The organism is Magnetospirillum sp. ME-1 (assembly GCF_002105535.1).
GTDB lineage: Bacteria > Pseudomonadota > Alphaproteobacteria > Rhodospirillales > Magnetospirillaceae > Phaeospirillum.
The window spans coordinates 644,431-669,592 of record NZ_CP015848.1 but is presented as its reverse complement, the minus strand read 5'-3'; the positions used below and the strand labels follow the sequence as shown (position 1 = coordinate 669,592).

Below are 25,162 nucleotides of genomic sequence, written 5' to 3'. Positions count from 1 at the left end.
GAATAAAGTGGCGTCCGGGGCATCGCCCCGTGCAGCCCCGCAGGGGCAAACGACGCATCGAAGATGCGGTCCCGAAGGGACGAGCAAAGCGAGCAGATGGGTTCGGGCGATAGCCCGACGAGTCACTCGGCCGCGCCGGCCTTGTTGGAATTGGCCGCCGGCAGGTCGGGGTCACGCAGGACGTAGCCGCGTCCCCACACCGTCTCGATGTAGGATTCGCCCCCCGTCGCGGTGGCCAGCTTCTTTCTCAGCTTGCAGATGAAGACGTCGATGATCTTCAGCTCGGGCTCGTCGATGCCGCCGTAGAGGTGGTTGAGGAACTGTTCCTTGGTGAGCGTCTGGCCCTTGCGCAAGCTGAGCAGTTCCAGGATGCCGTATTCCTTGGCGGTGAGGTGCAGCGGCTCGCCGGTGACGGCGACGGTGCGGGCATCCAGGTTGACCGACAGCTTGCCGGTGTCGATCACCGACTGGGCGTGGCCCTTGGAGCGTCGGACGATGGCCTGGATGCGGGCCACCAGCTCGCCCTTGTCGAACGGCTTGGTCAGGTAATCGTCGGCGCCCGATCCCAGGCCCTTGATCTTCTTGTCCGGCTCGGAAAGGCCCGACAGGATCAGCACCGGCGTTTCGATGCGCGCCGAACGCAGGCGGCGCAGCACCTCGTAGCCGTCCATGTCGGGCAGCATCAGGTCCAGCAGGATGATGTCGTAATCGTAGAGCTTGCCGATTTCGAGCCCGTCTTCGCCCAAGGCAGTGGTGTCGACCACCATGCCCTCGGCCTTGAGCATGGCTTCGATCGCTCTGGACATCAGCTGGTCGTCTTCGACCACTAGAACTCGCATCGTAAGGTCCCCGGTCCCATCCGTCTCTACGATGTGTTAACCATACGGGTGTATTCTGATGAGTTCAAGGCGGCTGGAAGGGGTACGCGATTGAAATTCCTTGTCCGCAACCTGATCAGCGACATCGAACGGGTTTCCAACATCCAGGTTTACGGCCAGGTGGCTGCCGTCCAGGGCATGCTGCTGGAAGCCGGCGGCGTGCAGCGGACCATTTCGGTGGGCGACCGCTGCAACGTGGTGGCCCGCGACGGACGCCGGGTGATCTGCGAGGTTGTGGGCTTCCGCCAGGGCCGGGCGCTGCTGATGCCCTATTCCCCCATCGAAGGAATCGGACTTGGCTGCCGCACCGAGGTACAGGACGCCGAGCCGGTGGTCTATCCCGACCGGGGCTGGCTGGGCCGGGTGATCAACGGCTTCGGCGAGCCGGTGGACGGCCTGGGGCCGCTGCCCGGCGGCGACACCGCCTATCCGGTCAAGGCCCAGCCGCCCTCGGCCCATTCCCGCACCCGGGTGTCGGGCAAGATCGATCTGGGCCTGCGCTCGGTCAACGCCTTCCTCACCTGCTGCCGCGGCCAGCGCATGGGCATCTTCGCCGGTTCGGGCGTGGGCAAGTCGTCCATCATGTCCATGATGGCGCGCAACACCTCGGCCGACATCGCGGTGCTGGGGCTGATCGGCGAGCGCGGCCGCGAGGCCCGCGAGTTCATCGAGGACGATCTGGGGCCGGAGGGCATGAAGCGCTCCATCGTGGTGGTCTCCACCTCGGACGAAAGCCCGCTGATGCGCCGCCAGGCCGCCTATATGACGCTGACCGTGGCCGAGTATTTTCGCGACCAGGGCCTGGACGTGCTGTGCATGATGGATTCGGTGACCCGCTTCGCCATGGCCCAGCGCGAGATTTCGCTCTCGGCGGGCGAGCCGCCGGCGTCGAAGGGCTATACGCCCACCGTCTTCGCCGAATTGCCGCGCCTGCTCGAGCGGGCCGGGCCGGGAACGGGCAAGGGCTCCATCACCGGGCTGTTCACCGTGCTGGTGGACGGCGACGACCATAACGAGCCCATCGCCGACGCGGTGCGCGGCATCCTGGACGGCCACATCGTGCTGGACCGCGCCATCGCCGAGCGCGGCCGCTATCCGGCCATCAACATCCTGCGTTCGGTCAGCCGAACCATGCCCGGCTGCAACAATGCCCAAGAAAACGATCTGGTGCGTCGGGCCCGCGCCCTGCTGTCCACCTACGAGGACATGGCCGAGCTGATCCGCCTGGGCGCCTATCGCCGGGGCACCGACCCCAAGGTGGACGAGGCCATCCACTATTATCCGGCCATCGAGGCCTTCCTGGGCCAGCTGAAGACCGAGGCCACCAATCTCCAGACCGCCTACGCCCAGCTGGCCGAAATCCTCGGCATGCCCTTCGACGGCGATGGAATGGGGCGGAAGTGATAGATGTCCGCCAAGGGACTGAAAACCCTCATCCGGCTGTCCAAGTGGAATGTGGACGAGAAGCAGCGCGTCCTGGTGGCCCTGCAAGGCCGCGAGGACCAGATCCTGGCGGCCATCCAGCAGGCCGAGCAAAGCCTGATCCATGAGCAGCAGGTGGCGGCCCAGGATGCGGCCGGCGTGGGCTTCGCCTATGCCGCCTTCGCCAATGCCTGGCTGGCCCGGCGCGAACAGCTGATGCAGATGCTCGAGCAGGTGCGCCAGGAGATCAACCGGGCGCGCGACGAGCTGGCCGAAGCCTTCAACCAGCTGAAGACCTACGAGATCACCCAGAAGGAACGTGAACGCCGCGCCCAGGCCGAGATGGACAAGAAGGAGCAGGCCTTCCTGGACGAGGTGGGCTTAAATATCCACCGACGCAAGGATAAGGAAGAGGGGTAGGCGCCGCTCGCCCCGGATGTCATCCCGAGCGTAGGCGAGGGATCTCTTCCTGACCCGGCTTTTCAGACATGCAACCTGAAATCCAGGCGGAGATCCCTCCGCCCTGGGGCGTCGGGATGACAGGCTTTTCCTATGGCGACAGGATTTATGGGCCGGCGAGGGATAGGGCCGGTTTCCCGGCTTTCATCCCTCGCCGCCCGTGGCAGCTTCGCGCCCCGTATGGGGGGAGGGTGGCGCGAGCGATGCCCTTTTCCCACCCGTCTCCCTGAGATTGAGCGGTGGGGCCCTGGCGGTCCGTCCCGGCGGAGTGGGGGGAGCTGGGACGGGCGTCAGAGTGAGAAGTAGAATAATTCAAGCGACCGAACTCGGCAAGAGCTTTGCCATCCCGGCCCGAAGGTTATCGCTGGTTCAGCAGGGCGGTTCGGGCTACAGCAGCTTGACCACGAAGAAGCCGCCCACCAGGACGATGACGAACACGGTGGTGACCAGCTTCAGCCGCTTCTCGACGAAATCGCGGATGGGGGGGCCGAATTTCCACAGCAGGGCGGCCACCAGGACGAAGCGCATGCCGCGCGCCACGATGGAGGCGAAGGTGAACTTGGCCAGGTCGAAATCGAAGGCGCCGGCGGTGATGGTCACCAGCTTGTAGGGGATGGGGGTGGCGCCCTTGACGATGATGAACCACACGCCCCATTCGTCGATGATCGGCTTGAGCGCGTGGAACTTCTCCTGCAGATGGAAGGCGCCCAGGATGGCCATGCCGATGGAATCCATGGCGAAGGCGCCGATGGCATAGCCGAGGAAGCCGCCCGCCACCGAGGACAGGGTGCAGATCATGGCGATGCGCAGCCACTGGGTGGGCGCGGCGATCACCATGGGGATCAGCATGACGTCGGGTGGAATGGGGAAGAACGAGCTTTCGATGAACGAGATGGCCGCCAGCCACCAGATGGCGTGACGGTGGGCCGCCTTGGCCATCATCCAGTCGTAAAGGCCCTTCAGCATCTCGCTCTCTCCCTGGGATATGCCGGCGAGGTTTAGCAGCCGAAGGCCGATGGGGCAACCACCCCTTGTCTTTTGCGCGCGTCAACGGCACTTTGGGGCCGTATCGGGGAGAATGCGGACATGCGCGCGGCGATCGCGGCGGGATTGGCGGTAATGGGGGCGGCGGGCGACGCCGTGGCCGAGGAGGCATCCGTCCTGGCCGCGCTGCGCTTCGATCCCCTGTCGCTGGGCATCGGCGCCCTGCTGGTCCTGGTGCCCGCCGTGGCGGCGCTGCTGCTCTTGCGCTGGCGCATGGTGGGGCTGGCCGCCGAGGCGACGCGGTCCGCCGCCCTGGCCGAGCGCCTGGGCGAAAGCCTGCTGGCGGCCCCCGACGGCTTCTATGCCTGGCTGGGCGCCGAACGCCAGATCTGCTCGCGCCGTCTCGCCGTGCTGCTGGGCCTGTTCGGCGGCACCGAGTCCACCTTCACCGACGTGCTGGAATCCTTTGCCGCCGCCGATGCCGCCCAGCTGGACGGCGCGGCGTCGCGCCTGCGCGAGGAGGGCCAGGGCTTCGAACTGGAATTGCGCCTGCGCGACGGCGGCCGCCGCGTCCGGGCGGTGGGCATCCGCGCCGCCGGGGCGGACGGCCAGGCTCTGGCCGATCTGGTCTGGATGCACGACGTCACCGAGGGGGCCGCCTTCGAGGCGGAACTGGCGTCGCGTCTGGCCGGGCTGGTGGCCGAGCGGGAACGGATCGAGGGGCTCTTGGGCATGCTGCCCATCCCCGTCTGGGTGCGCGACGACGATTTGTCGCTGCTGCACGTCAACCGGGCCTATGCCAGGGCGGTGGACGTGGCCTCGCCCCAGGCGGCGGTGGCGGGGCAGATCGAACTGGCCTCGGACGGTTCGGTGCGCGAGGCCCGCGCCCTGGCCGCGCGGGCGCGGGCGGCGGGCGAGCCGCGCGCCGAATCCTTCCATCTGGTCCTGGGCGGCCAGCGCCGCTTCACCGAGATCATCGAGGCGCCGTTCGAGACCAGCGACGGCGGGCTGCTGACCGCCGGCTACGCCATGGACCTCACCCGCATCGAGGAACTGCAGGTGGAACTGGGGCGCCACGCCAGCGCCCACGCCCAGGTGCTGGAGCATCTGGCCACCGCCATCGCCATCTTCTCCACCGACACTCGCCTCACCTTCTTCAACACCGCCTTCACCCGGCTGTGGCGGCTGGAAGCGGAATGGCTGTCGGCCCAGCCCACCTACGGCGCCGTGCTGGATTCGTTGCGCGAACGCCGCCTGCTGCCCGAGGTGGCCGATTACCGCGCCTACAAGGAAGACGAGCTGAAGCGGTTCATCTCGCTGATCGACGCCGCCGAGACCCTGCTGCACCTGCCCGACGGCCGCACGCTGCGCCGCATGATCGCCGCCCACCCCTATGGCGGCCTGATCTTCACCTACGAGGACGTCACCGACACCCTGGCGCTGGAGCGTTCGTTCAACACCGCGCTGGCGGTGCAGCGCGAGACCCTGGACCACCTGCACGAGGGCGTGGCGGTGTTTCGGGGCGACGGGCGGCTGCGCCTGTTCAATCCCGCCTACGGGCGCATCTGGAATCTTCCGCCCTCCATGCTGGAGGCCGAGCCCCACGTCAACGAGCTGGTCGAAGCCCACCGGCCCTATTTCGAGGGCGGCGCCGACCGCGCCTCGGTCTGGCCGGAAATGCGCGAACGCCTGATGGCCCTGTTCAACACAAGGGCGCCCCAAAGCGGCCGGGTCGAGCGCCTGGACGATTCCATCGTGGATTTCGCCTCGGTGCCGCTGCCCGACGGGGCCATGCTGCTCACCTGGCTGGACGTCACCGATTCGGCGCGGGTGGAGCGGGCGCTGCGTGAGAGGAACGAGGCCCTGGCCGCCGCCGACCTGCTGAAAAGCGAATTCATCGCCAATGTCTCGGCCGAGGTCAGAAAGCCGCTGACCACGGTGATCGGCTTCTCCGAGATGCTGGCCGCCGAATATTTCGGCAAGCTCAACAAGCGCCAGCACGAATACGCCAAGGGCATCACCGAGGCGGGCCAGGGGCTGCAGGCGCTGATCTCCGACATCCTCGACCTCGCCGCCATCGAGGCCGGGCAGATGGCGCTGGAACTGGACACCGTCGATATCCACCCCATGCTGTCCGGGGTGCTGGGGCTGGTGCGCGAACGGGTGCGGGAAAAGAAGCTGCACCTGGACTTCGACTGCCCGCTGGATATCGGCTGGATCGTCGCCGACGAGCGGCGGCTGCGCCAGGTGCTGTTCAACCTGCTGGGCAACGCGCTGAAGCGCACGCCTGCGGGCGGCCGGGTCATGGTGCGGGCCGAGCGGCGGCCGAGCGAGCTGGCGCTGACCATCAGCGATACCGGCGCCGGCCTTTCCGACGAGCAGCGCCAACGCCTGTTCGGCGGCTTCGTGGCGGGCGGCCGCCGCGAGGCGTTGCCGGCCGGTCAGAATGACGACGATTCAGGCATTGGCCTCGCCCTGGTGCAGCGCTTCGTCGATCTGCACGGCGGCAGGGTGGAATTGGCTTCGGTCCCCGGCGAGGGTACGGTGGTGACCGTGCGTCTGCCGGTGGGCGCCGGGGCGACATGACAACCAAGGGAGCGGACGGGTGATGATGAGCAAGATGGGATGGCGGGGCGGTCTTGTTGCCGCCGCGATGCTGGTGGCGGCGGCCCTGCCCGCCCGGGCCGAGACGGTGACCGAGGAATTCTCCATCGGCAGCAAGTGGCCGGACCAGCAGCTCTACATCCGCAACAAGCATCCCGCCAATCTCTACGACGTCAAGCCGGAGAAGACGGTGCTGTTCCTGCACGGCGCCACCTATCCCGCCCATTCCTCCTTCGACATGGCGGTGGACGGCCAGAGCTGGATGGACTGGATGGCGGCCCGGGGCTACGACGTCTATACGCTCGACATCCGCGGCTACGGCAAGTCGGGCCGTCCCCCTGAGATGAAGCAGACGCCCGAGGCCAACGCCCCCGTGGTCGACACCACCGAGGCGGTCGAGGACGTCACCCGCGCCGTGGATTTCATTCTGTCGCGGCGCAATGGCCAGCGCCTGGTGCTGGTCGGCTGGTCGTGGGGCGCCACCCTGGCGGGGACCTACGCCAACACCGCCCAGGACAAGGTGGAGCGGCTGGTGCTCTATGCGCCGCAATGGCTGCGCGAGGTGACGCCGCCCACCGACGCCGAACTGGCCCGGGTGCCCGCCTGGCGGCAGGTGGACCCCAGGGACGCCCGCGACATCTGGCTCAAAGCGGTGCCCGAGGCCAAGCGGGACGGTGTCCTGCCCAAGGCGGTGTTCGCCGACTGGCTGAAGGCGACCCTGGCCAGCGACCCCGAGCCCGCCACTCCCAACACGGTGCGCGCGCCCAACGGCGTGGTGCTGGACACCATGCGCTATTGGGCATCCAACAAGCCGCGCTGGAACCCCGAGCGCCTGTCCATTCCCGCTTTGGTGATCCAGGGCGAGTGGGACGCCGAGGCGCCGCCCGCCATGGGCATGAAGCTGTTCAACCGCCTCACCGGATCGCCCTACAAGCGCTATGTCATGGTGGGCGAGGCCACCCATGCGGCCCTGATCGAAAAGAACCGCAAGCAGCTCTATCAGGCGGTGGCCGAGTTCCTGGAATCGCCGGCGCCCCGGCGCTAGGCACTAACCGAACAGATCGGGCGGGTCGGCCTCTTCCGCCGGGCAGAGGTCGGTCAGGCCGATGCCCAGCAGGCGGAAGGCGCGCCCGTCCGCCTGACGCTCCAGCAGGGCCAGCCCGGCGCGCAGGATGACCTCCGCCCGCGTGGTGGGGGCGGCCAGGCGGTGGTGGCGGGTGACCACCTTGAAATCGGCGGTCTTCAGTTTCAGCACCACGGTCCGTCCCGCCAGCCGGGCGCGGTCGAGGCGCCGCGCCACGCCATCGGCCAGGGGCGCCAGCGCCTCGGCCAGGGCGTGGGCATCGCGGATGTCGCGGGCGAAGGTGGTTTCGGTGGAGACGCTTTTGGCCGGGCGGTCGGGATTGACCGGGCGGGTATCGATGCCGTGCACCATGCCGGACAGCCTTCGGCCGAACTTGCCCCAGCGCGCCACGAATTCCGCCTCGGGCAGGGACTGGAGCTGGGCGATGGTGGTGATGCCCTGCTCGGCCATGCGCGCCGCCGTGGCCGCGCCGATGCCGAACAGGGCGGTGACCGGGCGGGGCGCCAGGAACGCCGCCGCCTCGGCCCGGCCGATCACCGAGAAGCCGTCGGGCTTGTCGAGGTCCGACGCCATCTTGGCCAGGAACTTGTTGTAGCTTAAGCCCACCGAGACGGTGATGCCCACCTCGCGCCGGATGGCGCGGGCCAGCCGGGCCAGCAGGACGGCGGCCGGGCGCTCCACCAGCCTGACGCCCGGCGACAGGTCGAGATAGGCCTCGTCCAGGGACAGGGGCTCCACCAGCGGCGTGGCCTTCTCGAAGAGGGCGCGGATATGGGCGCTGACCCGCTTGTATTTCGCGATGTCGGGGGGAATGACCACGGCGTGGGGGCACAATTCCAGCGCCTTGAACATGGGCATGGCCGAACGCGGCCCGAACTTGCGCGCCACGTAGCAGGCGGTGGTCACCACGCCCCGCCCGCCGGCGTGACCGACGATCACCGGCTTGTCCATCAGGGACGGGTTGTCGCGCTTCTCCACCGAGGCGTAGAAGGCGTCGCAATCGATATGGGCAATGGTGAGGTCGGCCAACTCGGCATGACGCACCAGCCGGGGTGAGCCGCAGGCGGCGCAGACCGCCGCCCCGTCTCCCATGGCTCCGCAATCCCGGCACACCGCCAGCGTTTGATCACTATATGTTCCCATGAAGGGACTATAGCGCGGGCGGCCCAAAAAGAAACCCCCCGGTTATGCACCGGGGGGTAAAGTCAAACAGGGAGGCTTCACGTCTAGGAGTTATGTAGTGATATGTGTTTTGGTGTCTATTCGAGACGCCTGAGGCGTCACCATGCTGCATCAATCATCACTAACTCTAGCATTTATGCGGCTTTAGCGTAGAATGGCCTGGAATTGTGGGCTTGCTCCCATCGAAAACATCTTAAGTCCCCAGTAAGTCCCCGAAGGGATCGCCATGAAAGCCAAGCTGACCGACGCCTTCGTGAAGAACATCACCCCACCAGCATCTGGGCGGCTGGATATCGTGGACGAGACCACCCCCGGTCTGGTTCTCCGGGTCATGGCCTCGGGGGTCAAGTCATGGTCCATCCGGTATCGTCCGAAGGGTCGGAAGCAACTCCGGGAAAGCTATGGCACATATCCCTCCACCAGCCTGTCCGATGCCAGGGCCAGGGCAAAAGCTCTCACGGCTGCCGCCTCTGTTGGTCGTGACCTTGTCTCCGAAGAGGCTGCCGCCGCTGCCGCCAAGGCAGAGGAGGAGGCGAAGGCGAAGACGATTGCGGACGTGGTGGCGGATTACATCAAGGCGCACGTGGCCAAGACCCGAAAGGCAGGCGTGACCGAGAAGCTATTTGCCAACCATATCGTACCGGTGCTGGGCAAAAAGACGGTCGGAGAGCTTCGCCGCGCCGATGTGGTAGAGCTTCTCGACAGCCTCAAGAATAAAGGCTGGCGAACAAACGCTCAGGTGAACCGCGTTCACGCTGCCCTGAAAGCCTGCCTGAATTGGGCGGTGGAACGTGAGTACCTGGACGCCAACCCCGCTGCCGTGGTCAAGAAGCAGGTAACGGAAAGGCCCCGTGACCGGGTATTGAGCGATGGTGAGCTGAAAGCCATTTGGGAGGCCACCGACGTCCGGACGGACCCCAGCCGAGCCTTTATCCGGTTGCTGATCTTGACCGGTGCGAGACGTGATGAAATCCGGTGTATGACATGGAGTGAAATCGACCTTGAGAAGGGTATCTGGACCCTTCCGAAGGCCCGGAACAAGGGGCATCGGGATCACGTCGTGCCCTTGTCCAACGAGGTCAAGGCCATCTTGGAGGCGCTGCCTAGGTTGGGGGAGTGCGTCATTACCACTGACGGGAAGATCCCCTATGCTGGCCAGAAATCCCTCAAGGAGAGCTTGGATAAGGCGGTGGGGGCCAGCAACTGGGAGCACTGGACGCTCCATGATTTCAGGAGGACCGTAACCACGGGTATGTCTGCCCTCGGGGTCCGCGAAGAACACCGGGAACGCGCCCTTAACCATGCCGTGGGCGGCATCGGGAACAAGGTCTATGACCGCCATGCTTACCTGGATGAGAAACGGGCCGCGCTCCAGGCATGGGCGGATAGGGTTATGCTGATTGTCGATACCTCTGGGCCACAAAATGTTGTGGCTTTTGAGGCGTCTTGACACATCATGCTTGCTCAGGCAGATTCTCTTTCGTGCAGGGTCTTATGGTCGGATGCACGGGAACGCGAGCCCTAGTGATGAAGGCGAACGGTTCACCCTCTGGCGAGCGGGGGGCACCTCGTTGAAAGACGACTGCGACAATCAATTCCTGTCCGGGAATGGCATCAGCCTGTAGAAGCCCCCGCACGGCGCGGAAGAGGGGGCATCACAGGATAGGTCTATCCCGATGCTCGACTTGATCCCTACCCCGGAAGCCTGCAAATACCTTGATATCTCCAGAGCCACCCTTACCCGCATCGTGGGGCGGGGAGAACTCCGTGCCATCAAGATCGGAAAAACCCTGCGGTTCCGGGTTTCTGACCTGGATGCCTGGGTCGATAGCCGCCCCTATGTTCAGGGAGGCCCCCGCCATGCAGACGCCTGATCGAATGAGCGCCCTCCCGCCCGGTTCCAGCCAGGGGGAGAGCAACAGCGACAATAAGGGGAACGAGGGCAATACTACACCGAATGTGGTGTTCTTGCAAGCTCGGGGCCTGCTTCATGCTGTGGCCAGTGTCGGCAACCCCGATGTTTCGGAGCCCCCCACCCTTGTTCCCGATTTCGACGGGACTGAGGGCCAGGAGGTTTTTGATCAGACGCCCGCCTATGGCGCGGTTGCGGACCAGCTTGTCAGAAACGGCTATTTCCCGGTCCCGGTCGTGCCCCGAGACAAGGCCACCTATGTCTCCGATTGGTCCACAGCCACCCTGGACATTATCCCGTCCTGGATGGCCCAATACCAGAACCACGGCGTGGGCATCAGGTCCGGTGGTGGGCTGTTGGTGGTGGACGCCGACACCTACGACCCCGACCTCTCTGCTCAGGTGCTCGGGCTCGCTCTCGAAATGCTGGGACAAACCCCGATGCGGATCGGGTCCAAAGGCGGGGCGCTCCTGTATCAGTGCGCCGACGTTGGTGGCGGTGAGGTGTGGTCCTTCCCTGACTACCAGGGGAAGGTTCAAGCCGTAGAACTCCGAGGGAGCGGGAAGCAGATCGTCGCCTACGGCGTCAATCCTCTCTCCAAACAGCCGAACAGGTGGATTGGAGGGCATCCCCTGACCACCCCCAAGAGCACCTTGCCGACCGTGACCATGGATCAGGTCCGCGCTCTCCTCCTCGGGCTGGGCGGGACACGGAAGGCGGCTCAACAGTCCCAACGCTATGAGCTGCCGGATAAGCTGCTCCCCCACGCCACCCATAACCATCTGGTCTCGCGGGCCGCACAGCTCGCGGCGCGGCATTACGACGACCCGGAGGCGATCTTCGCCATCCTCTGGAAGGAACTGGAGGAGCGGCGGGAGCCGCCGTTGCCGCCCCAGTCCGAGGTTCGGGAGATTGCTAAATGGGCCGCTTCCAAGGGCGGCAGCATCAACAGCGACCTGGATGCTGCCGAAGAGTTCGCCAAGGTCTTCGGCCCCGATCATAAGTACGGTCGGGGAGTGTGGTGGAACTGGACCGGAAACAGGTTCCAGATGGACGAAAACGGAGCCGTGGAACGGGCCGTCAAGACCTTGGTCCGGGCTTTAGAGCACAAGGCATCATCCATCCCTGACAACAAGCTCCGGACCGACCGGGAGAGGCTTGCCAGAGGGTTTCAGACCGCCGGGAAGATTGCTGCGGTGGAGAAGCTGGCCCGGACGGAACTGGGTTGTGTCGTCCGCCCTGATGATTTCGACGCTGACCTCATGATGTTGAACGTTCAGAACGGCCTGATCGACCTCCGAACGGGGGCGATCAGACCCACCAACCGGGAGGACCTCGTAACCAAGGTCGCCCCGGTGACGTTTGACCAGGAAGCCAAGTGTCCTCGGTGGCTCCAGTTCCTCCACGAAGAGACCTTCAAGGGGGAGGCGGACGTTGTTCGGTACCTTCAGAAGTATCTCGGGTACTCGTTGAGCGGTTCCACCCAGGACCGTTCACTCCTGATCTTCTGGGGCGACGGTGACAACGGCAAGTCGGTGCTCTTGGAGACCGTGAAGGCCATCTTGGGGGAGGGCCAATACGCCTTGACCGCAGCCCCCTCCCTGCTCCTCCAACAGAGGGGGGACGCCATCCCGAACGACCTTGCCGCTCTCGCAGGTGCCCGCCTCGTCACGGCCTCGGAGACCGACCGAAACCAGAAGTTTGCCGTCTCCAGGGTCAAGAACATCACTGGGGATGAGCGGGTGACGGCTCGCTTTATGCGGAAAGAGTTCTTCTCGTACCAGCCACAGGCCAAGCTGAACCTTGCGACGAATGGGCTCCCGGCGTTCGACGGGGCCGACAAAGCATTCATCAACCGCCTCAGGGTTGTGAAGTTTAGGAACACGGTTCCTCGGGACAAGATCAACCGGACCCTCAAGGCGGAACTGCTGACCGAGGCGGCTGGTATCTTGAACTGGCTCTTGGAAGGGTGCCGCCTGTGGCAGGAAGAGGGATTGACGCCCCCGCCGTCGGTGCTGGAGGCGGTCAGGGAGTACGCGGACAAGATGGATCGTGTGGGGCAGTTCCTTCATGAGCGTTGCGTCATCACCAAGAACGCCGCCGACAAGATCAAGCGGCCTGACCTGTGGTTCTGCTTCCGGGGGTGGTTGGGAATGAACCTGGATAACTCGAACATCACCCTCGAACAGTGGACGGGAGATATTGAGAAGCACGGGGTGGTCTTCAAGCCGAAGTCGAACGGGAACCCTTGGTTCTTCGGGGTGCGCCTGCTGACCGAGGCGGAGTTGAAGGCCAGGGAGTCTTCCGGGGAGTGATGGGGAGGCTTTGGGGAGGGCAAAACCCACCCCAAAGCCGCTTCGGATAAGGGTTAGGGAGTTTGGGGAGGTTTTTTATAACATCCACTCCAATGAAAGACATTTGAGAGTTGAGTACACTCCACCACCCCGCCGACTAGATAAACACCATAAAACCCTCCCTAAACTCCCTAAGTGGCAGTTCTATTGGGTTGCAGGGTGATAATGCCCTCCCCAGCGCCTCCCCAGTGCCCATATAGTTCCTCCAGGTGAATGATATGTACTAGTAACATTTCATTTTTATCGTCGAATTACATCATATTAGCCAACATTTACCCTTGAAACTACTTCGTTTCAGACTCATGATTACTGATGATGCACAACACCAAAGACACAAACACCATGCCCCGCCGCACCCCCATACAGGCCCTACTGACGGCCACCGAGCGCGATATGCTGGAACTCCGGGCGCAATCCGAAGGGCTCACCATGAGCGCCATGGTCGGGCGCATGATCACGCAGGACTGGTTCAACACCCACGCCCACATTGGCCCGGAGGCGTACCGCCGGATGCTCGAGGAAATCCAGGAAACCGCACGGCGTCGGGTCAAGACAGCGAACGGTCGCTGGAGGAAATCCGCATGACCAACCTCGACACCGCCAACACCACCACCACCCCCTGGCACCGTCCCCAGCCCGACAATCACATCGGGCGGATCACGTCCCCCTCCGCGCCCGCGACCCCGCCGAAGGCGACCGAAGTCGAAGCCCACAACCGCTGGCACCATGCGGTCGCCATCGCCCGGAATGACGCCCTGGCGGATTGCGTCATCGCCCTGCGAACCCACTTGGACGCCCTGACCGATGGCAGCATCAGCCCGGAAGCCTGGGACGCTTGCCGCCACGCTGTTCGCGGTGCCATCGGCCCCGGTGCTGGTTGCAATGACCTCCTCCGCTTGGAACTGGCCAGGGTCATCGAAGGACCGGACAAGCACGGCGGCTTCCAGATCGGCTGCCCCGCCGAGGTCGAGGGGCTGCCCCTCCAGCGGCGAATGATCGTCGAAGTCCGCAAGGCCAATGGCGAAGACGCTGGCGACAATGCGAACCTGATCGCGGGCCTGCTGTCCAAGGCGGTCGGGCTGTTGAGTTCCTCCATGGCCAAGGTCATGGCCCTCCGCCAGATCGCCCAGACCACCCTGGTTCTGGATGCCGATTACGCCGCCGAATTCGACCGCCACGACTGGGCGGATGACGACGGCGACATCCGGGACCGTAAAACCGGAATGGCCTTGGGTGACCTGCTGTTGGGCCTGGACGGCATGTGGTGTTCGGCACCCGCCCAGACGAGCGACGGCTTTTTGCTGCCCCGTGGCGCACTGGACTTCCGACGCCATCGACTCCAGATTAACCGCCGCGCCCGTCCGGTCGAAATTTCGGTTCCGCCCGAGGTTTTATCCAAGCTCCAAGTTGCGGCCACCGAGTTCGGCGGCGACCTGGGCCGCACCGTCGCACAGAGGTTCGCATGACCCGCTTGGGTTCTTCCTTCTCCCGCGAGTCGGGGCATGTGATCGGCGCACCCATCCCCCCGGAGTGCGCCATGGTGGGGGAGGCGGTAGTGGGTGCCGCTTCCCCCATCAACTCCCGCGAAGCCCGGTTCCATCGTCACATTGCGGACGAAATCGCCGAGGTCGTGGCCCACGGTGGACGCGGCACCATGGCCGCACTCCTGGCCCACTTGAACGTCAGGTTCGGTCGGGTCACCGAGAGCGACCTTGCCGCCGCTCTGGTGCTGGCCCCTGGCCATGTGAGGGAGGCTTTCCGTGACCGCTGACCACGCTCGCATCGTCGCCATGGCGGTGGAGATCGCCGCCAAACGCCGCCCCCGGTCAGTTCTGACCCCAACCCGGTTGGCGGAATTCATGTCCGTCGATTTGGGTGAGGTCCTGACCGCTCTGGCGTCCGCGCCCGCACATGTCCAGGTCGCGTTCGGATTAGCCAAGCCCGCACTATCGGCATTCAAGTTGAGGGGGTGGTGATGAGACACGCCCCCTGTTCAGGCGAAACGATTGTTCAAACCCTGGTAACCCCCTGCGGGCTTCGTCAGTACGTGGTTGAGTGCCCATTCTGCGGGGGCAGCCATGTCCATGGTGAGGGGGCTGGCACTGTCCTGAGCCATTGTGCGTATCGGCGAGGGGGAAGCTACTACCTGATGCCCGTCCGTCAGATGACCGAAGCCGAGTACCGAAAATTCAAGCCTCGGAGGGGAAAGCGGTAGCCCTCGTTATGGTGATGATGTTCGCTGTTGCGGATGTGCAACACATCATCAAAAAGGAGAGGCCCCCTTTCATATCGGCACGCTCTGCGTTGCACCCATTCAGGGATTAATGTATCCGTGAATTCCTGAATTTTGTTCCGTAATGGGGGAAAGAATGCGTAAAGCACTTGCCGCTCTGGCTGGCGTTTCGGTTCTGGCGGCTGTCGGCATTGCTGACGCAGCTGAAGTTGCAAAGGCGTCCTCGGGCGGGTGGGATATCGGTGTTAGTGCTGGTGCCATCATCCCCAACAATACTCGTATTCGGGCGAATGGTAGCAACGCTGGCCTGAGCGTTTCTGCCGCTGGTGACATTGAGTTCAGCTCCGGACCTGCTATCAGCCTTGCGGGCGGATACCGGTTTAACAACTGGTTCCGGGCAGAGGCTGAGTTCGGATACGCGACGTTTGATTACAAGAACGTTTCTGGCAACTTGACCGCCACATACAATGGAACTACCTACACCGTTAGCGGTTCTGCCCCGGTCACGGGCAGTGTCTCTACGTTCTCTGGCGCAGGTAATCTCTACATCACTCCCATGGGGTATGTTGGCCGCGTCACCCCTGTCTTGGGTGGTGGTGTCGGTTTTGCCGCTACGGAGGATAAGGTTTCCAAAATTGGAACCCTCAACGTTAATTCCTCAACATCAAACACTAATCTGATGGCCCAGGGAATTGCGGGTTTGGATGTTAAGGTCACCGATAATTTCGATATCGGTGGGCGGTACCGCTATATCTGGGTCAACAGCGGAAACAATCTTGTTGATGACTTTACGGCCCATGTTGTCTCTGGAACTCTGACCTATAGGTTCTAGAAGTCCATCGAGCCTCATTGTAGCTTAGTTTGAATGGCCCCACCCTCTTGGGTGGGGCTTTCTTTTTGTTGAGATAATGCGTAAATACTAGTATAGTGAATTTTGAAAATTGACCCGGATAAATATTTAAGTTGTCCGCATATGTGATGAGAAAGTATTCAAGAAAAAGGGTGTACCCCTTCTGTATGTTCTCATTGACATGACATTATGCGAACATTGTCTTTTGTTCTCCGCATGTGCTCGAATAAATACTTCTCACAGTCTTATCCCCGCATAGTCAATACTGTTGTGTATTTGGCTATGGGGTGTTGGGCATGTCTCCTCGCAATCACCGGATAATTTCCGCCCTTCATCGGGGCGAGCGCGTGGGTGTGATCGCTGCCGCCGAGGGGCTGAGTGTCTCCATGGTTCGGAAGCTCGCTCGGACGCATGGGGTTGCCATCGTTCCCAAGCCTCATGGCCCCCGCCCCGACCGCGAGGCGGAGGCGCTGTCGCCCCTGGCCCAACGGGTGGGGCGTCGTATCTGCCGATGGCGTGACCATCAGAATGGCTATGGGTTTCGGGAGGCTGCGGCCATCGTCGGAATGACCCTGCCACGCTTCATGGCCGCTGAGGCTGGGGCGTGCGCTCTGACCCTACCTGAAATCGAGCGGCTTTCCGCCGCACTGGGGATGCCACCATCCGAATTGCTGGCCTGAGGTCGCCTTGGCCGTGGGCGGGGTTTCGGCCATGCCCACCACCAAGGCGATTTGCGGACCCGGACGGCTCGGGGACCTGGGGAGAGGCCATCGGCTGGGGTGGATCAAGCCAGGGGTGGGGAAGCGCGCGACCCGTGACCGAGCCCACCGCCACCGAGGAGGGGTGCCAACGGCATCCTAAGTCCCCAGTAAGTCCCTGAATTCGACACAGGCTCAGTATGCGCACGTAATGCGACTATATTGATGGCGCTAATCCGCCGCAAACCCGTAGAAATTCGACAAAAAGAAACCCCCTTGGTTGCCCAAGGGGGTAAAGTCAAACAGGGAGGCTTCACGTCTAGGAGACGTAGGGTCCGAAGACCCGGAACCCAGGCAGTGCGCCTGGGAACGATGTGGCGGAAACCGCCGAACTCGGGACCTGCTGCGCTGCAACAAGTCGTGAGTACTGATGTACGGCATGGAATGGTTTCGAACCACACCAAAAAGCAGGACAGAGGCATGCTTCCAGTGCATGCCTTATGCTTTCGGGTAGGGTGTTGGCCCGATCAGGCGGATTCGGCGATCTTGCCCAGCAGGAAGTCGCGGAACACCGTGATGCGCTTGGAATGGCGCAGTTCCTCGGGATAGACGAAGTAGGCCTCGACCTTGGGGCCCTTCAGCTCGGGCAGGATGTGGACCAGGCTTTCCGCCTCGCCGCGCAGGTATTCCGGCATGGCGGCGATGCCGAGACCGCTTTTGACGGCGCGGTAGATGCCGTAGATGTTGTTGACCTCCAGCACCGGCTTGCGCGGGCGGTCGGGCGAGGCGCCGGCTTCCAGCAGCCAGTTGACGTTGGAGACCGGGGCCGAGACCCGGGTGTCGTCGCCGTAGACGATGATGCGGTGGTTGTCGAGATCGTCGGCGGATTTCGGCATGCCGTACTTCTCGATATAGGATGGCGAGGCGAACACCGCGTAGTTCATGGACAAGAGGTGGCGCTGGATCAGGTCGGGCTGGCGCGGCGGCATCATGCGGATGGCCACATCGGCCTCGCGCATGGCCAGGTCCAGTTCGCCGTCGAACAGCACCATGGTCACCGAGATGTCGGGATAGGCGTCCAGGAAGTCCTTGATGCGCGGCGTCAGCCACAGGGAGCCGAAGGCCACCGTGGTGGTGATCTTCAGCGGTCCCTGGGCGCGCTCGCGGCTTTCGGTGAGCAGCGCCTCGGTCATGGCCAGCTTGGAGAACACGTCACGCGCCGTCTTGTAGAGCAGTTCGCCCTGTTCCGTCAGGATCAGGCCGCGGGCGTGGCGATGGAACAGGGGCAGGTTGAGGCTTTCCTCCAGCGCGCTGATCTGGCGGCTGACGGCGGACTGGCTGAGGTTCAGGACTTCGCCCGCATGGGTGAAGCTGCCGGCCTCGGCGACGGCGTGGAAAACCCTCAGTTTGTCCCAGTCCATGGTTTGACCGGTCTCCTCCCCTGGCGGATTATTTTTTCCGCTTCCCCAACCATTGCCGACTACTGTGCCGTAACTTAAGTCCCATGTCCATGCGCCGCGAGGAAGCGTTCGGCCTCCAGCGCGGCCATGCAGCCGGTGCCGGCGGCGGTGACCGCCTGGCGGTAGATCTTGTCCTGCACGTCGCCGGCGGCGAACACGCCCGGGATGTTGGTGGAGGTGGCGCCCGCCTTGGTGATCAGGTAGCCCTCGGCATCCATTTCCAGCGCGCCCTTGAACAGGTCGGTGTTGGGGGTGTGGCCGATGGCGATGAACACCCCGTCCACCGGCAGGACGGAGAGCGCCCCGGTCTTGACGTTCTTGACGCGCACGCCGGTGACGCCCGGCGGGTTGCTGTCGCCGACGATCTCGTCGACGGCGCTGTCCCACAGCACGGAGACCTTGGGATTGGCGAACAGGCGGTCCTGGGCGATCTTTTCGGCGCGGAGCGAATCGCGGCGATGGATGAGCGTGACCTTGGACGCGATGCCGGCCAGGTAGATGGCCTCTTCCACCGCCGAATTGCCGCCGCCGACCACCGCCACTTCCTTGCCCCGGAAGAAGAAGCCGTCGCAGGTGGCGCAGGCCGACACGCCGAAGCCCGAGAAGGTCTTTTCCGATTCGATGCCCAGCCAGCGGGCGGTGGCGCCGGTGCAGATGATCAGCGTGTCGCCGGTATAGGTATCGCCCGAATCGCCAATGGCGGTGAACGGGCGCTTGGAGAGGTCCACCGAGACGATGGTGTCGTCCATGAAGCGGGTGCCCACATGCTCGGCCTGGGCCTGCATCTGCTCCATCAGCCAGGGGCCCTGGACCGCCTCGGCGAAGCCGGGGAAGTTTTCCACGTCGGTGGTGATGGTCAGCTGCCCGCCGGGCTGCAGGCCGGCCACCAGCATGGGTTCGAGATTGGCGCGCGCGGCATAGATGGCGGCGGTGCAGCCGGCGGGCCCGGAGCCCAGAATCAGAACCTTGGAGTGGTGGTGCGCCATGGACAGCTTCCCGGTTTGGTTACGATGTTGTTGCGCTACAGCATAAGGATGGGGCGCACCGCTGGCAAGCGGTGCGCCCCTTCGGACTCGACGAAAGGCCTACAGCTCGGAAGCGTGCTTGGCCAGGTACTCGGCGACACCGTTCGGGTTGGCCTTCATGCCGGCCTTGCCCTTGTTCCAGCCGGCGGGGCAGACCTCGCCATGCTCCTCGGTGAACTGCAGGGCGTCGATCAGACGCAGCGCCTCGTCCACGTTGCGGCCCAGCGGCAGGTTGTTGACGTGGGCCGACTGCACCACGCCGTTCTTGTCGATGATGAAGGTGCCGCGCAGCGCGACGCCGCCGGGAAGCAGCACGCCGTAGGACTTGGCGATGTCCTTGGTCAGGTCGGCCACCATGGGGAACTGGACGTTGCCCAGGCCGCCCTTCTCGACGGGGGTGTTCTTCCATGCCAGGTGGGTGAAGTGGGAATCGACGCTGACGGCGATGACCTTGGTGTTGCGCTCGGCGAAGGCCTTGACGCGGTGGTCGTGGGCCAGGATTTCCGACGGGCAGACGAAGGTGAAGTCCAGCGGATAGAAGAACACCACGCCGTAGGAGCCCGCCAGATAGGACTTCAGGTTGAACGACGGATTGATCTCGTTGTCGGGCATCACGGCCGGGGCGGTGAAGTCGGGGGCGGCCTTGGTGACCAGGGAGGTCGGGTTCGAAATCGCGTCGGACATAATGGAAGCTCCATCGTAGGGCTTTGAGAAGAATGATGCCGACAAATCTAGTCTGGTTCTCGGCGCCACGCAAGATGGAATGATTACAAAACTTGCCCCATATCCCCGCCTGCGAAGGATATTAACTCGCACTTTCCCTAAGGTCTTGCGGGTGGTTGGCCCAGTGCCGGCCCAGGCGGCGGCACGGGGGCTGAAAATCGTCGGCGCGACAGAACGTTGGGCTTGCTGGCGGCGGCCGAGTAATATAATTTCGCAAACCTGAGTTCTTTTGGAGTTCCCTTATGCAGCGGGTCAAGCTTGACCGCATCGATCGGCGCATTCTGGCTGACCTTCAGGCCGATGGCCGGATGACCAATGTCGAACTGGCAAGGCGGGCCGGAATTTCCGCGCCGCCGTGCCTGCGACGGGTGCGGGCGCTGGAGGAGGCCGGTTACGTCAAGGGCTACCATGCTGAAATCGACCCCGGCGCGCTGGGCTTCAACGTCACGGTGTTCGCCCATGTGGGGCTGAACAGCCAGGCCGAGGCCGATCTCAAGGCCTTCGAGGAACTGGTCAAGGGCTGGCCCGAGGTGCGCGAGTGCCACATGCTGGCCGGCGAGACCGATTTCCTGCTCAAGGTGGTGGCCCATGACTGGGACGACTACCAGCGCTTCCTCACCACCCGGCTGACCGCCGCACCCAATATCAGCCACGTGAAAAGCGCGCTGGCCATCCGCACCTCCAAGCTGCAGCCCGGCGTGCCCATCGATGTCGAGGCCGGGCCCGAGCCCGAGGAAGAATAGCTTCCGTCCCTCTCGGTCGCCGGGCGGCGATCTAATTCGCCAATCTCTGGCGGATATCCCCCTCGCAGCCCATCAGCCAGGCGATGCGCTTGAGCCGGGCACTCTGCTCGGCCATATCGCGCCGCTCCTTTTCGGCCCGGTCATCCACCCGGCTCTGCTCCCGGTTCAGGCGGTCCATGCGGCCCTCGATGGCCGATGCCTCGGCCTGAATCTGGGCGTCGATGCGGGCGCGGCGCGCCGGTCGGGCCAGAAGGTCGTCGCGTTCGGCCAGCACCGCATTCAGCTGCCTTTCCCAGAAGGTGCCGGGAAACAGCATGGCGCTGATGGATGGCGGGCCGCTGCCGGGCTGGCATGATTCATCCAGGGACAGCGAGGATGGCGGCATCACCGCCCAGCCGAGAAAGCCCAATCCGGCTCCGATCAGCAGCATGTCGCGAAGGCGCAAGGTTGCCATGGCACGTTCCTCCTGCTTCACGAATGTTAGGACGCCAATCCGGACAGTTCAAATGCCGATCGGCCGGGGATGGTCTGCGTGGATGGGATATTGCCCTTTTGCTCGCCTTGTTCGGGCCTGCGGGGCGGAGGTAAACTACCAAAGTCGTAGGCATCGGGAGGATGGGGTGCCAGTCAGAAGGTCGCACGGCACGACGACCGGCAAGGACATGCTGCGAAGCGAATCCGTGGCGCGCCTGCGGACGCGCATCAAGGCGCTGGAAGCTGCCCAGCGCGAGGCGAAGCGGACCCAGAGCGCGCTGTTCGCCGCCACCCGCGCGCTGCGCGAAAGCGAGGAGCGCTACGCCCTGGCCATGCGCGGCCCCAACGAGGGGCTGTGGGACTGGAACCCCATTACCAAGGAACTGTATCTGTCGGCCCGCCTGCTCTCGATCCTCGGTTTCGAGAGTGAGACGCTGCGCACCACTTCGCACGAATGGCTGAAGCTGGTCCATCCCGACGATCGCGAGCGCTACCAGACGACCCTGGTGCGCCATCTGAAGGGGTTCGACGCCCATTTCGAATGCGAATACCGGGTCAGTGACCGCCAGGGGCAGTGGCGCTGGATGCTGGCGCGCGGGCTGGCGGTGCGCGACGCCCAGGGCGTGGCCACCCGCATGGTGGGCTCCATCGGCGACGTCACCGAGCGCCACGCCGACCAGCGGGCCCTGAAGGAGGCCAATGAGCGCCTGGAACAGCGCGTGGCCGAGCGGACCGCCGAGCTGGACCTGGCGCGGCGCCAGGCCGAGGAGGCCAACCGCTGCAAGAGCGAGTTCCTCGCCAATATGAGCCACGAATTGCGCACGCCGCTCAACGCCATCATCGGCTTCTCCGACGTGATGCGCTCGGAAATCTTCGGCCCCATCGGCAATGCCCGTTACGGCAAGTATGTCTCGGCGGTGTGGGAATCGGGCAACCATCTGCTCAGCATCATCAACGACATCCTCGATCTGGCCAAGGTGGAGGTGGGCCGGTTCGAGCTCAATGCCCGGCCGACCGAAATCGCGTCGCTGCTCGACGCCGTCATTCGCCTGATGACCGAGCGCGCCATCCAGGCGGAGGTGCAGCTCGAATGCCTGGTGGCCCGGGACGTGGGCGAGGTGACGCTCGATCCCCTGCGCATCAAGCAGGTCCTGCTCAACCTGCTGTCCAACGCCGTCAAGTTCACCCCGGCCGGCGGCAAGGTGCTGCTCAGCGCCCGCCTCTCGGAGACCGATCTGGTCATCCAGGTGGCCGACACCGGCATCGGCATGGACGGCGAAAGCCTGGAGCGGGCGTTGCAGCCCTTCGTCCAGGTGGAATCCAGCCTGTCGCGCCGCTATGCGGCACCGGGCTGGGGCTGCCGCTGGCCAAGTCCTTCGCCGAGCTGCACGGCGGCTCGCTCTGTCTGGTCAGCCGGCCGGGGGCGGGCACCACGGTGACGGTACGGCTGCCCCGCGTTTGAACCGTCGCAAGTCCCTCAGTCGCCGGGCGCTTCGCTTGGCTTTCGCGCCATAAGGCGCGGCGCGCGGTCGCGCTTGCCTCAGGCCCAATGAGGTTCATTGGGCCGTCGGAATCATTCCTTTCTCCTGCCACAACGCATGAGCTTTGCGCATGGCTGCCTTCGAACTCCTTTCGCACTTGCGAGAAGTGGCGTAGACGGCAAGGGACGGCCGCGCCATGCCGGCGGCCAAGGAGAGAATGATGATTGCTTCGACCATGGATATCGTGATGGCCGCCATCGGCGTAATGACCATCGTGGGGCTGGTCATTTCCATCAGCGCCTGGCGCCATGCCGCCCGGGTGGAGCGCGAGCTGGCCAAGGAAGATCACCAGAACGGCATTGCCTCGGCCATCTGACGGCCTAGGTCTTCTCCAAAGACAGCCACAGGCCCGTCCGGTCCCTTCTGACCGACAGGCCGGCGCGGGACGCCAGATTCGGCAGGCGGCCCCGGATATCCAGGCCGAAGCGGCGGATCAGATGATCGCCGACCCCGCCGGCGGCGGCCCAGCCGTCCACTCCGGCGATCTCACTCACCACCAGACGCAGCAATCCGCACTCGTCCAGGTCGAAATCCTGGCGGGCGGCGATGCCCATGGCTGTCAGATGAGCGATGTCGGCGGCGAACCCCTTGTCGTTGGAGGCGATCACCACCGGTCCGGCCGGCGGACGGGCGGCCATGTGGCGGACGGTCCGGGCGATGGCCTCATCGGCGGCCTGGGAGGGGGCGTCTTCGGGGACCGGGGTCTCCGCCGCCACCGTTTCGCCCCGCCGCGCCAGTGCGGCGCGCCACGGCGCCATGGCCGTCTCGCGCCCGAACAGCTCGATCCGGCCGGATCCGGCCCAGCGGCCCAGCGCTTCCAGCCGCCGTGGACCGGTCAGATTCTCGCAGTCAATCAATACGATGGCGCTGTCGCCGGTCACGTGACTCTATTCCGCATGGCACAAATCTCACGACACGGCTTCCCGTCCGCCTCCGTGTCATATAACCTCTGTCCGGTCGGGTCCGTTTCAGGGCCCTTCGCGATGATCATCTCATCTTAAGGTGAATTCGGCGGGAGTAGGAATGTTCAAGCGCAAGTCCGTTGATGCACAGGTCGGCGACATGTTCATCAAGACCCACGACACCAAGAAGAGCATTTGGGTGGTTGAAAAGATCTTCGAACACGTGGACGGCATCATGCACGCCCGTCTGTTCAACAAGGCCCAGCCCAAGACCATGATCACCGTTTCGGCGTCGACGCTGGCCGATCCCGACTTCTTTCACCGGGCGCCGGCGCTGCCGCAGGACTGAGCTCCGGCCAGGGCCGTGATCGGCCCGGCATGGACCACGGTGGGCGGCTGGAACGGATTGCCCTGCACCAGCACGATGGCGGCGGTGGGCGCGGCCGCGGCGGCGAAGATCGCCATGGCCAGGATTTCGGCGCGGGCCTGATCCACATGGACCATGGCGATGGAAATCATGGTGAGGAAGCCGAGAAAGGCCATTCCCAGCCATTTCAGCGGATTGACGTGGGTCTGGGACAGGGCGATGCGCGCGCCGCGCGCCATCCGCACCTGGGTGGCCTGGGCCAGCATCAGGCCGTGCACCCCGGGCGGCGTGACCCCGGCGATTTCCGGTCCCGACAGCAGGGCCAGCAGGCGGTCGAGATGCTCGGCGGCGATGCGGCTGCTCTGGCGCCGCGCCAGCAGCGGCCATTCCTCGTTGACGGTGATGCAGGCATAGTCGCGCACCGCCCCCACCACGCCGGACTTGACCGGGGGCGGCAGATGCTCGGCCAGGGCGTCGATGCTGCGCAAGCCGTCCGCCTCCTGGTAGACGGCGTTCAACGCCCGGTCATGGGCGTTCCAGGTGTCATTGGCGAGAAAGGCCAGGGTCAGGGCGAACAGCACGCCCACCACGCCCAGGAAGGGCGGCGAGACACCGCGCCACAGGCGGATCCGCTCGGCCCAGGGAGAGCGCAGCGTCACCCACAGCAGGAACCAGGCGCCGAGAAAGGTGCCCAGCAGGGCAATGGCGGCATAGCCGTAGTGATCATAGGTGCCGAGAAGGGCGGTCATGGGCGTTCCTGCAGGGGTGGACGTCCCATTTCATCGCAACCGGCCGCCAAGGGCCAGCGATTGCTTCAGCGATGGGCGAGTCCGGCCATGTCGAGATGGCTCTTGAAGTTGATGTCGCCCTTCAGCAGGTAATCGACGAAGGCCATGCGCATCTCGGTGGCGACGCGCCGGGCGTCCGGCAGGCTGGCGCCGGCCTCCACCGTCTCCTTCAGCCGTTCGAGGCGGGCCACATTGGCGGCCTGCACCTGACGGATGTGGTCGATGCCGGGATAGTCGGTACGGACCAGAAGGTCCATCTCCTCGGCCTGATGGCCGACGAGGTGCCGCAGCAGGCGGTCCAGCAGGGCGCAGGCACCCTTGCGGTCCCCCTGGCCGAGGGCGGCCTCTATCTCGCCGATGGTGTTCAGTTGCTCGCGGTGAGCCCGGTCGAACTCGTCAACCCCGACACTCAGCGCGTCAACCCAGAAATCCGTGGACATGGGTTAGACACAAACCAAAGCCGCAACGAGGGTTCATGC

26 protein-coding genes and 1 pseudogene are annotated in these 25,162 nt (G+C 64.4%); 17 read left to right on the top strand and 10 right to left on the bottom strand.

Translation table 11 applies throughout. The features are described 5' to 3' along the window. Positions 1 to 122: 122 nt before the first annotated feature. Positions 123 to 839, bottom strand: a complete 717-nt coding sequence (ctrA, locus tag WV31_RS03030) for a response regulator transcription factor CtrA (protein WP_085372201.1) — start codon at positions 837 to 839, stop codon at positions 123 to 125. Between the two features lie 90 nt (positions 840 to 929). On the opposite strand from ctrA, the gene fliI reads away from it, so the two are divergent. Beyond that, positions 930 to 2,282 carry a flagellar protein export ATPase FliI gene (gene fliI, locus WV31_RS03025; protein ID WP_085372200.1) on the top strand — a complete coding sequence of 451 codons (1,353 nt, stop codon included), beginning with the start codon at positions 930 to 932 and terminating at the stop codon, positions 2,280 to 2,282. Between the two features lie 3 nt (positions 2,283 to 2,285). Beyond that, entirely contained in the window at positions 2,286 to 2,720 is a 435-nt protein-coding gene (locus WV31_RS03020) for a flagellar export protein FliJ (RefSeq protein WP_085372199.1), read from the top strand. Between the two features lie 426 nt (positions 2,721 to 3,146). On the opposite strand, the gene WV31_RS03015 is transcribed toward WV31_RS03020, so the two are convergent. After that, on the bottom strand, positions 3,147 to 3,725 hold the full coding sequence (locus WV31_RS03015) for a YqaA family protein (RefSeq protein WP_085372198.1): 579 nt from the start codon (positions 3,723 to 3,725) through the stop codon (positions 3,147 to 3,149). Between the two features lie 120 nt (positions 3,726 to 3,845). On the opposite strand from WV31_RS03015, the gene WV31_RS03010 reads away from it, so the two are divergent. Then, a complete protein-coding gene (locus WV31_RS03010) occupies positions 3,846 to 6,329 on the top strand; it encodes a sensor histidine kinase (protein WP_237051472.1) in 2,484 nt (827 codons plus the stop codon). Between the two features lie 22 nt (positions 6,330 to 6,351). Next, positions 6,352 to 7,392, top strand: a complete 1,041-nt coding sequence (locus WV31_RS03005) for an alpha/beta hydrolase (protein WP_085372197.1) — start codon at positions 6,352 to 6,354, stop codon at positions 7,390 to 7,392. 3 nt (positions 7,393 to 7,395) lie between these two features. On the opposite strand, the gene WV31_RS03000 is transcribed toward WV31_RS03005, so the two are convergent. Continuing rightward, positions 7,396 to 8,574, bottom strand: a complete 1,179-nt coding sequence (locus tag WV31_RS03000; protein ID WP_085375439.1) for a DNA polymerase IV — start codon at positions 8,572 to 8,574, stop codon at positions 7,396 to 7,398. A gap of 265 nt (positions 8,575 to 8,839) precedes the next feature. Between WV31_RS03000 and WV31_RS02995 the strand changes: the two genes are divergently transcribed. The 8 genes from WV31_RS02995 to WV31_RS02960 all read left to right on the top strand — a co-directional run bounded on the left by WV31_RS02995 (position 8,840) and on the right by WV31_RS02960 (position 15,944). Next, complete coding sequence (locus WV31_RS02995; protein WP_085372196.1) at positions 8,840 to 10,063, top strand: tyrosine-type recombinase/integrase; 1,224 nt, start codon at positions 8,840 to 8,842, stop codon at positions 10,061 to 10,063. Between the two features lie 226 nt (positions 10,064 to 10,289). Continuing rightward, positions 10,290 to 10,487: a helix-turn-helix domain-containing protein gene (locus WV31_RS22800; RefSeq protein WP_085372195.1), complete on the top strand. Its 198-nt coding sequence runs from the start codon at positions 10,290 to 10,292 to the stop codon at positions 10,485 to 10,487. Beyond that, positions 10,474 to 12,840 (top strand): phage/plasmid primase, P4 family, encoded by a 2,367-nt coding sequence (locus WV31_RS02985; RefSeq protein WP_168185838.1) that lies wholly within the window; start codon positions 10,474 to 10,476, stop codon positions 12,838 to 12,840. The genes WV31_RS22800 and WV31_RS02985 overlap by 14 nt, the downstream gene beginning before the upstream one ends. A gap of 351 nt (positions 12,841 to 13,191) precedes the next feature. Further along, positions 13,192 to 13,464: a hypothetical protein gene (locus WV31_RS02980; RefSeq protein WP_085372193.1), complete on the top strand. Its 273-nt coding sequence runs from the start codon at positions 13,192 to 13,194 to the stop codon at positions 13,462 to 13,464. Continuing rightward, on the top strand, positions 13,461 to 14,345 hold the full coding sequence (locus WV31_RS02975; RefSeq protein WP_085372192.1) for a hypothetical protein: 885 nt from the start codon (positions 13,461 to 13,463) through the stop codon (positions 14,343 to 14,345). Before WV31_RS02980 ends, WV31_RS02975 begins: the two co-directional genes overlap by 4 nt. An 89-nt stretch (positions 14,346 to 14,434) precedes the next feature. Further along, on the top strand, positions 14,435 to 14,650 hold the full coding sequence (locus tag WV31_RS02970; protein WP_145980718.1) for a hypothetical protein: 216 nt from the start codon (positions 14,435 to 14,437) through the stop codon (positions 14,648 to 14,650). Beyond that, positions 14,640 to 14,855 carry a hypothetical protein gene (locus WV31_RS02965; RefSeq protein WP_085372190.1) on the top strand — a complete coding sequence of 72 codons (216 nt, stop codon included), beginning with the start codon at positions 14,640 to 14,642 and terminating at the stop codon, positions 14,853 to 14,855. Before WV31_RS02970 ends, WV31_RS02965 begins: the two co-directional genes overlap by 11 nt. Before the next feature lie 393 nt (positions 14,856 to 15,248). Then, positions 15,249 to 15,944 carry an outer membrane protein gene (locus WV31_RS02960; RefSeq protein ID WP_168185837.1) on the top strand — a complete coding sequence of 232 codons (696 nt, stop codon included), beginning with the start codon at positions 15,249 to 15,251 and terminating at the stop codon, positions 15,942 to 15,944. Between the two features lie 1,243 nt (positions 15,945 to 17,187). On the opposite strand, the gene WV31_RS02950 is transcribed toward WV31_RS02960, so the two are convergent. The 3 genes from WV31_RS02950 to WV31_RS02940 form a co-directional block, all read right to left on the bottom strand. After that, complete coding sequence (locus WV31_RS02950) at positions 17,188 to 18,081, bottom strand: LysR family transcriptional regulator (RefSeq protein WP_085372187.1); 894 nt, start codon at positions 18,079 to 18,081, stop codon at positions 17,188 to 17,190. A 74-nt stretch (positions 18,082 to 18,155) separates the two neighbouring features. After that, positions 18,156 to 19,106, bottom strand: a complete 951-nt coding sequence (gene trxB / locus WV31_RS02945) for a thioredoxin-disulfide reductase (protein ID WP_085372186.1) — start codon at positions 19,104 to 19,106, stop codon at positions 18,156 to 18,158. A 99-nt stretch (positions 19,107 to 19,205) separates the two neighbouring features. Beyond that, on the bottom strand, positions 19,206 to 19,829 hold the full coding sequence (locus WV31_RS02940) for a peroxiredoxin (RefSeq protein WP_085372185.1): 624 nt from the start codon (positions 19,827 to 19,829) through the stop codon (positions 19,206 to 19,208). Positions 19,830 to 20,110: 281 nt separating this feature from the next. On the opposite strand from WV31_RS02940, the gene WV31_RS02935 reads away from it, so the two are divergent. Beyond that, entirely contained in the window at positions 20,111 to 20,611 is a 501-nt protein-coding gene (locus tag WV31_RS02935; protein ID WP_085372184.1) for an Lrp/AsnC family transcriptional regulator, read from the top strand. 31 nt (positions 20,612 to 20,642) lie between these two features. Here WV31_RS02935 and WV31_RS02930 read toward each other — a convergent pair whose 3' ends face one another. Beyond that, positions 20,643 to 21,065, bottom strand: coding sequence for a hypothetical protein (locus tag WV31_RS02930; protein WP_085372183.1), 423 nt, complete (start codon positions 21,063 to 21,065; stop codon positions 20,643 to 20,645). Here WV31_RS02930 and WV31_RS02925 point away from each other — a divergent pair. The 3 genes and pseudogenes from WV31_RS02925 to WV31_RS21950 form a co-directional block, all read left to right on the top strand. Continuing rightward, positions 21,040 to 22,350: pseudogene (locus tag WV31_RS02925) on the top strand (sensor histidine kinase); the annotation flags it as partial. The gene WV31_RS02930 and the pseudogene WV31_RS02925 sit on opposite strands and share 26 nt — an antisense overlap. A gap of 53 nt (positions 22,351 to 22,403) precedes the next feature. Further along, positions 22,404 to 22,547 (top strand): sensor histidine kinase, encoded by a 144-nt coding sequence (locus WV31_RS22755; protein ID WP_335645131.1) that lies wholly within the window; start codon positions 22,404 to 22,406, stop codon positions 22,545 to 22,547. Between the two features lie 236 nt (positions 22,548 to 22,783). After that, complete coding sequence (locus WV31_RS21950) at positions 22,784 to 22,942, top strand: hypothetical protein (protein ID WP_168185836.1); 159 nt, start codon at positions 22,784 to 22,786, stop codon at positions 22,940 to 22,942. A 4-nt stretch (positions 22,943 to 22,946) separates the two neighbouring features. Here the strand turns inward: WV31_RS21950 and WV31_RS02920 are convergent, their stop codons facing one another. Then, positions 22,947 to 23,507: a hypothetical protein gene (locus WV31_RS02920; RefSeq protein ID WP_085372182.1), complete on the bottom strand. Its 561-nt coding sequence runs from the start codon at positions 23,505 to 23,507 to the stop codon at positions 22,947 to 22,949. 142 nt (positions 23,508 to 23,649) lie between these two features. Here WV31_RS02920 and WV31_RS02915 point away from each other — a divergent pair, with 142 nt between their 5' ends. Continuing rightward, on the top strand, positions 23,650 to 23,877 hold the full coding sequence (locus tag WV31_RS02915; RefSeq protein ID WP_068437256.1) for a hypothetical protein: 228 nt from the start codon (positions 23,650 to 23,652) through the stop codon (positions 23,875 to 23,877). On the opposite strand, the gene WV31_RS02910 is transcribed toward WV31_RS02915, so the two are convergent. After that, complete coding sequence (locus WV31_RS02910) at positions 23,847 to 24,644, bottom strand: bestrophin-like domain (protein ID WP_085372181.1); 798 nt, start codon at positions 24,642 to 24,644, stop codon at positions 23,847 to 23,849. The two genes, WV31_RS02915 and WV31_RS02910, sit on opposite strands and share 31 nt — an antisense overlap. Before the next feature lie 65 nt (positions 24,645 to 24,709). Then, the gene (locus WV31_RS02905; RefSeq protein WP_085372180.1) at positions 24,710 to 25,123 is read right to left on the bottom strand and encodes a bacteriohemerythrin; all 414 of its coding nucleotides are present in this window, start codon (positions 25,121 to 25,123) and stop codon (positions 24,710 to 24,712) included. Positions 25,124 to 25,162 lie beyond the last annotated feature (39 nt).

What these genes read in the sequence shown, in the direction of transcription:
- WV31_RS02960 (WP_168185837.1), top strand. Translation starts at nt 15,249, where the DNA reads ATGCGTAAAGCACTTGCCGCTCTGGCTGGCGTTTCGGTTCTGGCGGCT.
- WV31_RS02975 (WP_085372192.1), top strand. Translation starts at nt 13,461, where the DNA reads ATGACCAACCTCGACACCGCCAACACCACCACCACCCCCTGGCACCGT.
- WV31_RS03010 (WP_237051472.1), top strand. Translation starts at nt 3,846, where the DNA reads ATGCGCGCGGCGATCGCGGCGGGATTGGCGGTAATGGGGGCGGCGGGC.
- WV31_RS02985 (WP_168185838.1), top strand. Translation starts at nt 10,474, where the DNA reads ATGCAGACGCCTGATCGAATGAGCGCCCTCCCGCCCGGTTCCAGCCAG.
- WV31_RS02980 (WP_085372193.1), top strand. Translation starts at nt 13,192, where the DNA reads ATGATGCACAACACCAAAGACACAAACACCATGCCCCGCCGCACCCCC.
- WV31_RS02915 (WP_068437256.1), top strand. Translation starts at nt 23,650, where the DNA reads ATGTTCAAGCGCAAGTCCGTTGATGCACAGGTCGGCGACATGTTCATC.
- WV31_RS21950 (WP_168185836.1), top strand. Translation starts at nt 22,784, where the DNA reads ATGATGATTGCTTCGACCATGGATATCGTGATGGCCGCCATCGGCGTA.
- ctrA (WP_085372201.1), bottom strand. Translation starts at nt 839, where the DNA reads ATGCGAGTTCTAGTGGTCGAAGACGACCAGCTGATGTCCAGAGCGATC.
- WV31_RS03000 (WP_085375439.1), bottom strand. Translation starts at nt 8,574, where the DNA reads ATGGGAACATATAGTGATCAAACGCTGGCGGTGTGCCGGGATTGCGGA.
- WV31_RS03020 (WP_085372199.1), top strand. Translation starts at nt 2,286, where the DNA reads ATGTCCGCCAAGGGACTGAAAACCCTCATCCGGCTGTCCAAGTGGAAT.
- WV31_RS22800 (WP_085372195.1), top strand. Translation starts at nt 10,290, where the DNA reads ATGCTCGACTTGATCCCTACCCCGGAAGCCTGCAAATACCTTGATATC.
- WV31_RS03005 (WP_085372197.1), top strand. Translation starts at nt 6,352, where the DNA reads ATGATGAGCAAGATGGGATGGCGGGGCGGTCTTGTTGCCGCCGCGATG.
- WV31_RS02935 (WP_085372184.1), top strand. Translation starts at nt 20,111, where the DNA reads ATGCAGCGGGTCAAGCTTGACCGCATCGATCGGCGCATTCTGGCTGAC.
- WV31_RS02940 (WP_085372185.1), bottom strand. Translation starts at nt 19,829, where the DNA reads ATGTCCGACGCGATTTCGAACCCGACCTCCCTGGTCACCAAGGCCGCC.
- WV31_RS02950 (WP_085372187.1), bottom strand. Translation starts at nt 18,081, where the DNA reads ATGGACTGGGACAAACTGAGGGTTTTCCACGCCGTCGCCGAGGCCGGC.
- WV31_RS02905 (WP_085372180.1), bottom strand. Translation starts at nt 25,123, where the DNA reads ATGTCCACGGATTTCTGGGTTGACGCGCTGAGTGTCGGGGTTGACGAG.
- WV31_RS03015 (WP_085372198.1), bottom strand. Translation starts at nt 3,725, where the DNA reads ATGCTGAAGGGCCTTTACGACTGGATGATGGCCAAGGCGGCCCACCGT.
- WV31_RS02995 (WP_085372196.1), top strand. Translation starts at nt 8,840, where the DNA reads ATGAAAGCCAAGCTGACCGACGCCTTCGTGAAGAACATCACCCCACCA.
- WV31_RS02930 (WP_085372183.1), bottom strand. Translation starts at nt 21,065, where the DNA reads ATGGCAACCTTGCGCCTTCGCGACATGCTGCTGATCGGAGCCGGATTG.
- WV31_RS02910 (WP_085372181.1), bottom strand. Translation starts at nt 24,644, where the DNA reads ATGACCGCCCTTCTCGGCACCTATGATCACTACGGCTATGCCGCCATT.
- trxB (WP_085372186.1), bottom strand. Translation starts at nt 19,106, where the DNA reads ATGGCGCACCACCACTCCAAGGTTCTGATTCTGGGCTCCGGGCCCGCC.